The organism is Polaribacter sejongensis (genome assembly GCF_038024065.1).
Taxonomy (GTDB): Bacteria; Bacteroidota; Bacteroidia; order Flavobacteriales; family Flavobacteriaceae; genus Polaribacter; species Polaribacter sejongensis.
The window spans coordinates 374,405-387,796 of record NZ_CP150667.1 but is presented as its reverse complement, the minus strand read 5'-3'; the positions used below and the strand labels follow the sequence as shown (position 1 = coordinate 387,796).

Annotated in this window: 9 protein-coding genes; all 9 read left to right on the top strand. The window is 30.2% G+C overall.

Annotated elements, in window-relative coordinates; translation table 11 throughout:
* The first annotated feature begins 114 nt into the window (after positions 1–114).
* The 9 genes from kduI to WHD08_RS01270 all read left to right on the top strand — a co-directional run bounded on the left by kduI (position 115) and on the right by WHD08_RS01270 (position 13,209).
* A complete protein-coding gene (gene kduI, locus WHD08_RS01310) occupies positions 115–957 on the top strand; it encodes a 5-dehydro-4-deoxy-D-glucuronate isomerase (RefSeq protein WP_165730928.1) in 843 nt (280 codons plus the stop codon).
* A 6-nt stretch (positions 958–963) separates the two neighbouring features.
* Complete coding sequence (locus tag WHD08_RS01305; RefSeq protein WP_165730926.1) at positions 964–1,758, top strand: gluconate 5-dehydrogenase; 795 nt, start codon at positions 964–966, stop codon at positions 1,756–1,758.
* 70 nt (positions 1,759–1,828) lie between these two features.
* Positions 1,829–3,004, top strand: coding sequence for a DUF4861 domain-containing protein (locus tag WHD08_RS01300; protein WP_208889525.1), 1,176 nt, complete (start codon positions 1,829–1,831; stop codon positions 3,002–3,004).
* 639 nt (positions 3,005–3,643) lie between these two features.
* Positions 3,644–6,688 carry a TonB-dependent receptor domain-containing protein gene (locus WHD08_RS01295; RefSeq protein ID WP_208889526.1) on the top strand — a complete coding sequence of 1,015 codons (3,045 nt, stop codon included), beginning with the start codon at positions 3,644–3,646 and terminating at the stop codon, positions 6,686–6,688.
* Positions 6,689–6,702: 14 nt separating this feature from the next.
* A complete protein-coding gene (locus WHD08_RS01290) occupies positions 6,703–8,289 on the top strand; it encodes a RagB/SusD family nutrient uptake outer membrane protein (protein WP_165730920.1) in 1,587 nt (528 codons plus the stop codon).
* 467 nt (positions 8,290–8,756) lie between these two features.
* Entirely contained in the window at positions 8,757–10,064 is a 1,308-nt protein-coding gene (locus WHD08_RS01285; RefSeq protein WP_208889527.1) for a sugar MFS transporter, read from the top strand.
* Positions 10,065–10,091: 27 nt separating this feature from the next.
* The gene (gene nagB, locus WHD08_RS01280; RefSeq protein WP_165730916.1) at positions 10,092–12,020 is read left to right on the top strand and encodes a glucosamine-6-phosphate deaminase; all 1,929 of its coding nucleotides are present in this window, start codon (positions 10,092–10,094) and stop codon (positions 12,018–12,020) included.
* A 29-nt stretch (positions 12,021–12,049) separates the two neighbouring features.
* Entirely contained in the window at positions 12,050–12,349 is a 300-nt protein-coding gene (locus WHD08_RS01275; RefSeq protein WP_165730914.1) for a hypothetical protein, read from the top strand.
* Between the two features lie 5 nt (positions 12,350–12,354).
* A complete protein-coding gene (locus WHD08_RS01270) occupies positions 12,355–13,209 on the top strand; it encodes a BadF/BadG/BcrA/BcrD ATPase family protein (RefSeq protein WP_165730912.1) in 855 nt (284 codons plus the stop codon).
* The last annotated feature ends 183 nt before the right edge of the window (positions 13,210–13,392 follow it).

Below are 13,392 nucleotides of genomic sequence, written 5' to 3'. Positions count from 1 at the left end.
TATTATTATCATAAATAAAAGGTAAATATAAAAATATAAAAATACAATCGATTGTATTTTTATATTTTTTATTACTTTTGTAAGAGAACTTACAATTAATCTTTAAATTTAAGAATGATAACAAATTTCACAACAAGATACGCAGCATCTCCAAAAGATGTAAAAAACTACAACACAACAAGGCTTAGAGAAGAGTTTTTAGTAAACAATTTAATGATTCCAAATGTTATAAACCTAGTATATTCTCATTATGATAGATTTATAACAGGTAGTGCAGTACCAACAAACGAATCTTTAAAACTAAAAACTATAAATCCTTTAAAATCTGAAAACTTTTTAGATAGAAGAGAATTGGGAATTATAAATGTTGGAGAAAAAGGAACAGTAATTGTTGATGGAACTTCTTATATTTTAGAACATAAAGAAGCATTATATGTAGGTAAAGGAAACAAAGATGTTATGTTTTCTAGTGCATCATCAGAAAACCCAGCTTTATTTTACTTAAACTCCACTCCTGCTCACAAAGCTTTTCCAAATAAAAAAATTGGTAAAGATGATGTAGAAGTTATAGAGTTAGGAGCGCCAGAAACTGCAAATGCAAGAACTTTAAGAAAATATATTGTAAATAGTGTGGTAGATGTTTGCCAACTACAAATGGGGATGACAACTATTAAACCTGGAAGTTCTTGGAACACTATGCCTGCACATGTGCATGATAGAAGAATGGAAGTTTACTTTTATTTTGAAGTTCCAGCAGACCAAGCTGTTTGTCATTTTATGGGAGAACCAACAGAAACTAGACATATTTGGATGGGAAATAATGAAGCTGTAATTTCTCCACCATGGTCAATTCACTCTGGATCTGGCACAAGTAGTTATTCTTTTATTTGGGGAATGGCTGGTGAAAATTTAGATTATGGTGATATGGATCATTGTAAAATAAACGAATTAAAATAAAAGATTATGTCAATTAACTTATTTGATTTATCAGGAAAAGTAGCATTAATAACAGGTGCAACTCATGGTCTTGGAATGGCAATGGCTAAAGGAATTGGAAATGCCGGAGCTAAAATTATAGTGAACGGAAATTCTTCTCAAGAAAAATTAGACAAAGCATTAGCAGAATATAAAGCCGAAGGTATAGACGCTTATGGTTCTCTTTTTAATGTTACTGATGAAAATGCAGTAAAAGAAAGTGTAGCCAAAATTGAAGCAGAAATTGGTAATATTGATATTTTAGTAAATAACGCAGGTATTATTAAAAGAACTCCTTTAGTAGAAATGGAAGTGGTTGATTTTAAAGCTGTAATTGATGTTGATTTAGTGGCTCCTTTTATTGTTTCTAAACATGTTGTTAAAGGAATGATAGAAAGAAAAAGCGGTAAAATCATTAACATTTGCTCTATGATGAGTGAATTAGGTAGAAACTCTGTTGGTGCTTATGCAGCAGCAAAAGGTGGCCTAAAAATGTTAACCAAAAATATGGCTACAGAATGGGCTAAATATAATATTCAAACTAATGGTATTGGTCCAGGATATTTTGCAACAAGTCAAACAGAGCCAATTAGAATTGAAGGTAATCCTTTTAATGATTTTATTGTAAGTAGAACTCCCGCAGGCAAATGGGGTGATCCAGATGATTTACAAGGCGCAGCTATTTTTTTAAGTTCTAAAGCAAGTGATTTTGTTAACGGACAAGTGGTTTATGTTGATGGTGGAATTTTAGCTACTATTGGTAAACCAGCTAATGAAGATTAAATAAATAAAACCTGCCTTATTATAGAAATGAGGCAGGTTTTTAAGTTAAAAACTAAAACCTAATATAATAATGAATACAATTAAAACACTTTCATGTTTATTAATTGTAACACTTTTATGTTCTTGCTCTCAAGAAAAAAAGGATACAATTATTACCGTTAAAAACACACTGAATTTCGAGCGTACCTTTGAAACCGTAGAAATTCAAAGAACAGCGCTAAGTACAGAAAACCTTTCTTCTATAGGCATAAAAAACACAACAACAGGTAAACTTTTGGTTACACAATTAGTAGATACTGATGGAGATGGAGCAATGGATCAATTGTTATTTCAACCTAAAATAGCAGCTAATTCTGAAGTAAACTTTGAAGTTGTAACTATTTCTGATGCAGAAAAACCAAAAGCAGAAGAGTTATGCTATTCTCGTTTTGTCCCAGAAAGAACAGATGACTATACTTGGGAAAACGATAAAGTAGCATTTAGAGTTTACGGACCCGTTGCACAAAAAATGGTAGAAGAAAATGTTCCTGGAGGAACTTTATCTAGCGGTGTTGATGCTTGGTTAAAAAAAGTAAAATACCCAATAATAAATAAATGGTACAAAGAAACTATAATTGATAAAACAGGGTCTTATCATGAAGATACAGGTGAAGGTTTAGATGATTTTCACGTTGGTTCTAGTAGAGGTATTGGTGGTATTGCTGTTAAAATAGATAGTACTTATTTTTTATCTAAAAATTATACAAAATGGAAAACAATTACTACAGGACCAATAAGAACTAGCTTTTATTTAGAATATGCTAACTGGGATGCTTCTGGTAAGATAATTAAAGAATCTAAAACAATCAGTTTAGATCTTGGAAGTAATCTTTCTAAATTTTCAACTTCAATTGAAGGAGTCGATCAAATTTCTGCAGGTTTAACTTTACATAAAAAAGACGGAGAAGTTTCTGGTAACAAAGATGAAGGTTGGGTAAGTTATTGGCAACCTCATGCAGATTCTGAACTTGGATCTGCAATTATTGCTGATAGAAACACTTTTTCTGGATTTGAGAAATATGATATTGATACTCCGGATTTAAGCAACGCTTACGCACATCTAAAAGTAAAAAATAATAAAGTAGTTTATTATGCTGGTTTTGGATGGAAGAAAAGCAATCAATTTAAAACAAGACAAGCCTGGGAAGCTTATTTAAAAATATTCTCAAAAAAAATAAATAATCCTTTAGAAGTTCGTATAAAATAATCATTCTATTAATTTTTAGCTTTTTAAAATTTCGTTTAACAAAATTTATTTTTCCTATTTAGATTCTAAATTTTCTATTTTAATTTCTGCCGAAAATAGGTAAGAGCAGCTATAATAGCAAGAAAAAGAAGGCTTTTATAGCTGCACTTCTTACTGAATAAAGTCAGAGAAAAGGATGTATGTAATCAGAATAGACGTTTTAAATCATTTTTAATTTAGAATAAACAAGTCAACATCAAAATATACTATATCCTAGAACCATAGTGATAAGATAGTGAGTGCTTATATTATTTACAAAGCTAAAATAGCATGCAAACAACTACTGCTCCTATAATATTAAAACACCCACAGTTAAAGAACCTTCAGAAATCTAATTAAATAAAGCTCCTAATATATACTTTAATAGTGCTTCTCCCCTATTACTTACTCAAGATACATTTTCATCATATCTTTACTCGTTTTACTACTTTACAAATACCTGTTTGTATTTCTTAATTGTTTAAATTAAGTTCAAAATATAAAATGAACTAATACCCCCTCTTTATAGCTCTATTACCCCCTTACAAATACACATGTAACTTATTAATTTTGAGAATAATAACTAACCAATTTTATTATTAACTAAAATTATTTATTTCCATGAAAAAAATTCAAACATTACTATTTATTGTTTTTTCTATTGTTTTTACATTAAGCGTAAAAGCACAAGAAAAAACAATTTCTGGTACAGTTACTTCTAAATTAGACGGAACTACACTGCCAGGAGTAAGTATTGTTGTACAGGGTACAACAATAGGAACAGAAACAGACTTTGACGGTATGTATACCATTAAAGCTTCTGTTGGGGACATTTTAAGCTTTTCTTTTTTAGGAATGAAAGCAAAAAATTTTACAGTTTTAAGCACTTCTAATAAAGTAAATGTTATTTTAGAAGAAGATGCAAGTCAATTAGATGAAATTGTTGTTACAGCACTTGGTATTAAAAAATCAAGAAAATCTTTAACCTATGCAGCTCAAGACATTAATGCAGATGAGTTAAATAAAGTAAAACAAACAAACCCTGTAAATAGCTTATCGGGTAAGGTTGCAGGTGTAAACATCTCTAGAAGCGCTTCAGGCGCTGGTGGATCTGTCAAAGTAACTTTAAGAGGTAATTCTTCTATAGGTAATAACCAACCTTTATATGTTGTAGATGGTATTCCATTATCTAACCCATCATCTAGCCAACCAGGAAATTCTTTAGGGAGTAAAGATGGCGGTAATAGAGATGGAGGAGATGCTTTATCTTTAATAAATCCAGATGATATTGAGTCTTTAACGGTTTTAAAAGGAGCATCTGCTTCTGCATTATATGGTAGTGCTGGTTTAAACGGTGTAATTTTAATTACGACTAAAAAAGGTAAATCCGGTAGTTTTAAGGTTGGTTACTCTTCAAATTTAACTGTTGAGAATTCTGCTTATGTTATGGATTTTAATGATGAATCTCAAAGTAATATTGATGATTTTTTATCTACAGGGTTTACTAATATTAATGCAATATCTATATCGGGTGGTACAGAAAAAGCACAAACTTATTTTTCTTATAGTAATACATTTGCAAGCGGAACTTTACCAACAAACAAGTTAAAGCAACATACGTTTAATATTAGAGAAACTGCAAAGCTTTTTGACGATAAGTTAACAGTAAATGCAAGTGTTATGGGATCTACTCAAAATGTAGTAAATAGACCTGTTTCTGCAACATATTATAATCCTTTAGTTGGTGTGTATGCTTTTGAATCTGATACAGAGAAATTATCTGACTATTCTAACTTTGAAGTTTACAATCCTAACAGAAATATAATGACTCAAAGATGGTTTCGTGGTGAAGGATCAGAACCTGGAACATTTTTTACTAGTGATATAGAACAAAATCCATATTGGATTTTAAACCGTAATGTTTCTGAAGATACAAATACAAAATTAGTTGCTTCATTAAATCTAAGTTTTAAACTTACAGATTGGCTTACATTACAAACTAGAGGTACGTATGATAAATCATTTCTAGATTTTGAAAGAAAAATATATGCTACAACAAATGCCACTTTAGCCCCAGAAAACGGAAGGTATATTGTTGAAGAAAATGATTATACACAATTATACGGAGATTTTTTAGCAAATATTAATACCAGTATTAATGAAGATTTTTCTCTAATAGCAATTCTAGGAACTAGTACCAAACGTACTACAACTGAATCTTTTGTGGGAGATTCAGGAATAAGTGGAGGTTTACAATTTGCAAATGTATTCTCATTTCAAAACTTTAACGGAAATCCTTCTGTAAAATTCGAGCAAAACTCTTTAGAAACAAGAGTAAGTTCATTATTTGCAAGTGCAACCATTGGTTTTAAAGAAAAAATTTATATTGATTTAACAGCTAGAAACGATTGGTCTTCTACATTACCTGAAGAAAACAATTCATTCTTTTATCCTTCGGTTGGTGTAACAGGTGTTTTAAGTGAATTATTTGATTTAGGAGAACATATTTCATTTGGAAAAATAAGAACATCTTATGCAGAAGTTGGTAGTGGTTTTTCTGCAGACAGAATATCACCTAATAGTAGTATTCTTTTTGGTGGTGGAGGTGTTAATTCAATAAATCCTATTAGACCTTTTCCAGGTTCTACACCTAAGCCAGAAAGACAGAAATCTTTTGAAATTGGTACGGAATGGAAATTTAATAATAATAGATTTGGAATCGATTTAGGGTATTATAATACTAGAACTGTAGATCAATATTATGCATTTTCAACATCCGTTTCTATTATAGGTGCAGAACAAGCATATTTAAATTCTGGTGAAATTTCTAATTCAGGTGTAGAAATTTCTACTTTTTTCACCCCTATACAAAATGATAATTTCGAATGGACATCAATATTAAACTTTGCAACGAATAAGAACACTGTTGAAAAAATTTATAATGGCCAAGTCTTAGAAGGTTTAATTGAACCTGAGTTTTTTACAATATCTAGTAAAAGCTCTAATACTTTTGGTTCTTATTTAGTTGAAGGTGGTTCTTTTGGTGATATTTATGCGCAAGTAGTTAGAAGAGACGAAAACGGGTTGCCTATTGTAGACAACGATGCGGTAATAGCTAATGATGATAATACGGTTGATGGTTTAACAAAAGTAGGTAACGCAAACCCAGACTTTACTTTAGGTTGGAACAACTCTTTTCAATACAAAAATATTACTATAGATTTTTTAATTGATGGAAAATTTGGTGGTGAAACCATGAGTATGACCGAAGCTATTGTAGAAGGATTTAGTAATAACTCTGCTAGAGAAACCGAAAATGCTAACATCGCAGTGGTAGATTTAGCTGGAAATACATCAACATTAACAGCACAAGAATATTATGGAAAAGTAGGTGGTAGAAATGGTTTTACTGGTGAATATATTTATAGTGCAACTAATGTAAGGTTAGCAGAATTTGCTTTGGGGTATAACTTTAAATTAAGTGAAGAATCATTTTTCTCTTCAGTTAAAGCATCATTAGTAGGTAGTAACTTGTTTTTCTTTTATAAAGATGCGCCACACGATCCTAACGTTTCTTTAAGTACAGGTAATGCATTACAAGGTGTAGATATTCTAGGACTTCCTTCAACAAGAAGTATTGGATTGAATCTTAATTTAACATTCTAAAAAATAAATAAAAGATGAAAAATATAAATAAAATATTAGCACGTTTAATTGTTTTAGGGTTAGTTGCTACGTCTTGTAGTAATTTAGAAGATTACAATGTAAATGATAGAAATATTACGCAAGAACAATTAGAGGTAGATTTTCAGCATGTAGGGTCAAAATATAAACCTATTTTCGAGAATATTTATAAATACAGTCCAGCTGCTCAATATCAATTACAGCAAAATTTAAACGCAGATGTATATTCTGGGTATATGACAAACCCAAGACCATTTGTTGCTGGAGCTAATAACACCACTTATAAAATGATAAGCGGTTGGAATAATAGTATTTGGAGTATTCCTTATACTAATGTAATGAATAATGTACAAACTATTAGTGAATTAACAGCTATAGATTATCCTACATTGTATGCAGTTGCCTTAATCTTAAAGGTAGAGACAATGCATCGTGTTAGTGATGTATTCGGACCAATAGTTTATTCAAACTTTGGAGATTTAGAAAATGCAGGGATTTATGATTCTCAGCAAGAGGTTTATAGTGCCTTTTTCACAGATTTAGATACTGCTGTAGCTAATTTAATGGCAAATATAGATAGTAAAAGTTTTGCTTCTTTCGATTTGTCTTATGACGGAGATTATAAACAATGGGTAAAACTAGCAAACTCTTTACGTTTACGTTTAGCAATTCGTATTTCTAAGGTAGATGCCGATAAAGCAAAACTAGAAGGCGAAAAAGCGTTAAGTCAAAGTTTAGGAGTTATGGAAACTAATGCAGATGGTTTTTTTGTGAACAGTGAATTCGATCATCCTTTAACAACTTTAGATAACTCTTGGGGAGATACAAGAATGAATGCTACAATGGAGTCTATATTAACAGGTTATAATGATTCTAGAGCCACTAGTTATTTTGATGCACCAACAAGTGTATCTGGAACCGTAAAAGGTATTAGAGCAGGATTACCTTTGTTAGGAGCATATGCCGATGAACTTGCTCAAAAAGCAGATTATATTGGTTTTTCAGCTATTAATGATAATATTCACACATCTAAAGTACAGTTAATGACAGCATCGGAAGTTGCTTTCTTAAAAGCAGAAGCATCTTTAAGGAATTGGTCAGGCGCAGGAAGTGCTCAAACAAACTATGAAAAAGGAATCCAATTATCTTTCGATCAACATGGAGCAAGCGGGTCTGCTTCTTACATTGTAGATAATATATCTACACCGTTAGATTATACAGATCCTATAAATGCAACAAACAGTGTAGCTGCTTTAAGTAATATAACAATAGCTTGGGATGGTGGCGCAACCAATGAAAAAAATCTAGAACGTATTATTACTCAAAAATGGATTGCAATGTTTCCGGAAGGACAAGAAGCTTGGAGCGAATTTAGACGTACAGGATATCCTAAGATTTTTCCTGTTGTAAGTAACCAAAGTGGAGGCTTAGTTGATACTGATATTCAGATTAGAAGAATACCATTTGTAGATAGTGAAATATCTACAAATTCAGAAGGTGTAGCAACAGCTGTATCTTTATTAAAAGGATCAGATAATGCAGGTACCCGTTTATGGTGGGATACTGGAGCATCAAATTTTTAGTGTTAATTAGTGTTTATTTGAATTAGTTTAGAGCAAGTAAAAGATATATCTTTTACTTGCTCTTTTTTTTATGAAGATTTAATTTTCTTTTTAAAATCCTTGTATAAATAAGTAATCAATTTATTTCTCAAAAAAAGTAAAAATATTTAACCAAATTCTCTACACAAATAAACAGCCTATTAGAAGTTCGTTTTAAATCTTAGTAAGTTTCATAAAAAGAAAAATGAATTGTAGTAAATACAATCCATTTTTTATCACTTCACTCAAAATCATTCTTTTTCATATAGCTAAGACTTCTAAAGTAAACAACCTATTTAAAACTAAACTTACTTAAAAAATAGCGAACTAACAGAAGTACTTTCTTGTTATTTTTTAATCATTGACCACCCTACCCCTAATAATAGAACATTAAACCACTCATTAAAAACTGTTTTATTTTTTAATTTTACATCTATAAATTTAAAAAAATGAACAAAAAAAACAGTACTATTCCTATTATAATAATAGCCGGAGTTTTCTTCATTTTCGGATTTGTTACATGGATAAATGGAGCATTAATTCCGTTTATGAAAACTATTAATGAATTAACAGATGCTCAATCTTACCTAGTTGCATCTGCCTCTTATATATCTTTTGTTGTAATGGCTTTGCCAGCTTCTTATATTTTAAATAAAATAGGCTATAAGAAAGGAATGTCTTTAGGATTAATCATTATGGCTATTGGAGCGTTAGTTTTTATTCCTGCAGCAGAAGCAAGAACATATTGGGTGTTTTTAACGGGTATTTTTATCCAAGGAATTGGTATGACGATTCTTCAGACAGCTGCAAATCCTTATATCACAATTTTAGGTCCCATAGAAAGTGGTGCTAAACGTATTGCAATTATGGGTATTGCTAATAAAATTGCGGGTGCATTAGGATCTTTAATTTTTGGGGCATTATTACTTTCTGGTATAGATGATGTTCAAGAAAAATTATTATCTGTTACATCAGAAGAAAAAAATATTTTATTAAACTCCATGGCAGATAGCGTTTTTATCCCTTATCTAATTATGGCTATTGTGTTATTTCTTTTAGGAATTTTAATTAGAAAAGCACCATTACCACAAATTGAAGCTGATGAAATAGAAGAAAATATTGAGGAAGAAAATATAAAAACAAACATCTTTCAATTTCCTAATTTATGGTTGGGGGTTTTAGCATTATTTTTTTATGTTGGTGCAGAAGTTATTGCAGGAGATACCATTATTGCCTACGGAATTTCATTAGGTTTTACTGGTGAAGAAGCAAAATACTTTACAACATTTACTTTATTAGCAATGATTGCTACATATATATTAGGCATCTTCTTAATACCTAAATATATAAAACAAAAAACGGCCTTAGTTGCAAGTGCTCTGTTAGGTATCATTTTTAGTTTTTGTATTATAAATACAACTGGTTATACGTCTATATTATTTGTTGCTGCATTAGGTATTGCCAACGCACTTGTTTGGCCAGCTATTTGGCCTTTAACTTTAAAAGGTTTAGGGAAATTCACAAAAACAGCTTCTGCTTTATTAATTATGGCAATATCAGGTGGTGCAATAATACCTCCTTTATATGGTAAAATAGTAGATGCTAAAAAATACGAATTAATTACAAATGGTATGCAAGAACTAGAAGCAATAGCTACTGCTTCTACAAATAGTTATTGGCTATTAATACCTTGTTATGTTATGATTCTTTTTTACGCAATAAAAGGTCATAAAATTAAAAATTGGACAAAAAAATAAAACTCTAAATACATAAATAAAAAAAGTATGTTAAAAAGTAATATAGATAAAGCAACAGGTTTTGAAAAAAGATTTGAAAATATAGGTACTGTTGTTTATAAAGATTCTTCTTCAGCATCAAGATCTGTGGCAAAGGAAATCGAAAACCTAATAAAAGTAAAACAAGCGCAAAAACAACCTTGCATCCTGGGTTTAGCAACAGGTTCTTCTCCAAAGGGGCTGTATGCAGAATTAGTTCGTTTACATAAAGAAGAAGGTTTAAGTTTTAAAAATGTAATCTCATTTAATTTAGATGAATATTACCCAATGGAACCAGATTCTGTAAATAGTTACGTTCGCTTTATGCAGGAACAATTATTTAATCACATTGATATTTTACCTGAAAACTGTTTTGTACCAGACGGAACACTACCTAAAGATAAAATTAGAAGTTATTGTGATGAGTATGAAGCTAAGATTGAAGCTTATGGAGGTATCGATTTACAAATTTTAGGTATTGGAGGAAATGGACACATTGGTTTTAATGAATCTGGATCACTACAAAATTCAAAAACAAGATTAGTAGCCTTAGATCATATTACAAGAGTAGCTGCAAGTGCAGATTTCTCTGGGTTAACAAGTACACCAAGAACAGCAATTACTTTAGGTGTTAAGAAAATAATGGAAGCCAAAAGAGTAATTTTAATGGCTTGGGGAGAAAGTAAATCTAACATTATTAAAGAATCTGTAGAAGATACAGTTACAAGTCAGGTACCTGCATCTTATTTACAAGAACATAATAATGCCATGTTCATTTTAGATCAAGCGGCAGCTTCTAAACTAACAAGAATAAATACACCTTGGTTAGTAGAAAAAATTATTTGGACAGATCATCTAATTAGAAAGGCTGTTTTAAGTTTAGCACTTTCTCTTAAAAAACCAATTTTAATGTTAACAGATGCAGATTACATTGAAAACGGTATGAGCGATTTATTGGCAGATTCTGGACCTGCTTATGATATTAATATAAAAATATTTAACAAGCTTCAGAACACAATAACAGGATGGCCTGGAGGAAAACCAAATTCTGACGACAGTAAAAGACCAGAAAGAGCAACTCCAGAAAAAAAACGTGTCTTAATTTTTAGCCCTCATCCAGATGATGATGTTATAAGTATGGGAGGAACCTTTAAAAGATTACATGAACAAGGACACGAAGTTCATTTAGGGTATCAAACCTCTGGAAACATAGCTGTAGCAGATGATGAAGCTTTGCGTTTTGCAAGTTTTGTATGTGACTTTAATGATAAATTTGGAATAAAAAGTTCGGAAGCAGAAAATATATTTAAACAAGCAGCTACTTTTTTAAAGAATAAAAAAACTAGTGAAATAGATTCATTAGAGGTAAGAAAAGTAAAAGGTTTAATAAGACAAGGAGAAGCTAGAGCTGGTTGTCATTTTATCGGTTTACCAGATGTACAAATCCATTTTATGGAATTACCTTTTTATGAAACAGGAGCTATAAAAAAGAACCCAATAGGTATTGCTGATGTAGAAATTACTAAAGACTTAATCGAAAAGATAAAACCACATCAAATTTTTGCTGCAGGTGATTTAGCTGATCCTCATGGAACTCATAAAGTTTGTTTAGATGCTATTTTTGCTGCGGTAAAAGAATTAAAACCTAAAAAATTTATGAAAGATTGTTGGGTTTGGCTATACAGAGGTGCATGGCAAGAATGGGGTGTTGATGAAATAGAAATGGCAGTTCCAATGGGGCCAGACCAAGTATTAGAAAAACGAAAAGCTATTTTTAAACATCAATCACAAAAAGACGGCGTAGTTTTTCAGGGTACAGATAGTAGAGAGTTTTGGCAACGAGCAGAAGATAGAAATAAAGAAACAGCAGATATATACAACCAATTAGGTTTATCTCATTATGCTGCTATGGAGGCTTTTGTTAGATGGAAGTATTAAAAAATATAACTTAAATAGATATTGATATTTTGGGAAATTTAATTGAATTTGTAGATCTTAAAAGGATAAAGAAAATTAATGACATAACTGTTTATCATCGTTTTGTAAACTGGGTAAGCAGCGAGTTTGATTTGTATCTTCAAAATGAAACAAAAAAATTGCAAGTATTTTTACCAAATGGTTCATTTGATATCGAAATTTTTAATGATTGTAATAATAGTTTAAACATTCTAATTCATGTAAAAGGGAAGTCTAAAGACACATCTCTTATGATCATAAAAAAATTAGAAAACATTTATAATAATGTATTAAAATTTAACTTAAAATAAACACAATGATATTAATTGCTGATAGTGGATCAACAAAATGCGACTGGATTATAATAAATTCAAACAAAAAAAAAGTCGCAAAAATAGCTACAATAGGTATTAATCCTAGATTACTTTCTTTAAAAGAGATAAATAACATTATTACTTCTAGTAAAGAATTAGAGTCTTATAAAAGTAAAATTGAAACCATTTTATTTTATGGAGCTGGTTGCGCTTCTGAAGACTCTAGAAACAATTTAAAACAACTTCTTTTTAAATATTTTGATATAGCAACAAAAATAACTGTAGAAGAAGATTTAAAAGCAGCTGTATATGGAACAACAAAAGAGCCTGGTGTAATTTGTATATTAGGTACAGGATCTAATTGTTGCTATTTCGATGGAAAAAATGTTATTGTTAAACAAGTTTCTTTAGGTTATTCTATTATGGATGAAGGCAGTGGTAACTATTTAGGTAAAAAATTATTGAATGCTTATTTTTATAATAAAATGCCTTTAGACTTAAAAACAAAATTTGAAGAAGAGTACAATTTAACACTTGATGTAATTTTAAATGGACTCTATGAAAAAGAAAACCCTAGTGCTTTTCTAGCTAGTTTTGCAAAATTTGTAATTGAAAATCAATCTAACGAATTTATAGATGCTATTATTGACAAAAGTTTAAATGAACTATTTGATAACCTTATTATGTGTTATGAAGAAGAACTTTTTACAAAACCACTACATTTTGTGGGATCTATAGCCTATTACCTTCAAACAAAAATTATAAAAGAAGCAGAAAAAAGAAATATTAGAGTAAGTTCTTTTATCAGCAAACCTATCGATAACATAATTATGAATATTAATAAGATTGATTTTTAATGTAATATTTACAAATAAATTTCAATCAATTAAAACCATCTAAAGACTATTTTAATTTAATATGAATAGAATAAATTAAAAAAAAATCTAATAGAATTGTATTGAAAAGTAATCTATCTCATTTAAAATTAAGTTTTACAAAACCTCATATACAACTCATCCTTTTATTTTTTAACCTTTTTT

Bases quoted from the DNA above. Each gene is read 5' to 3' on its own strand.
- WHD08_RS01300 (WP_208889525.1), top strand. From the start codon at position 1,829: ATGAATACAATTAAAACACTTTCATGTTTATTAATTGTAACACTTTTA.
- nagB (WP_165730916.1), top strand. From the start codon at position 10,092: ATGTTAAAAAGTAATATAGATAAAGCAACAGGTTTTGAAAAAAGATTT.
- WHD08_RS01290 (WP_165730920.1), top strand. From the start codon at position 6,703: ATGAAAAATATAAATAAAATATTAGCACGTTTAATTGTTTTAGGGTTA.
- kduI (WP_165730928.1), top strand. From the start codon at position 115: ATGATAACAAATTTCACAACAAGATACGCAGCATCTCCAAAAGATGTA.
- WHD08_RS01305 (WP_165730926.1), top strand. From the start codon at position 964: ATGTCAATTAACTTATTTGATTTATCAGGAAAAGTAGCATTAATAACA.
- WHD08_RS01285 (WP_208889527.1), top strand. From the start codon at position 8,757: ATGAACAAAAAAAACAGTACTATTCCTATTATAATAATAGCCGGAGTT.
- WHD08_RS01270 (WP_165730912.1), top strand. From the start codon at position 12,355: ATGATATTAATTGCTGATAGTGGATCAACAAAATGCGACTGGATTATA.
- WHD08_RS01295 (WP_208889526.1), top strand. From the start codon at position 3,644: ATGAAAAAAATTCAAACATTACTATTTATTGTTTTTTCTATTGTTTTT.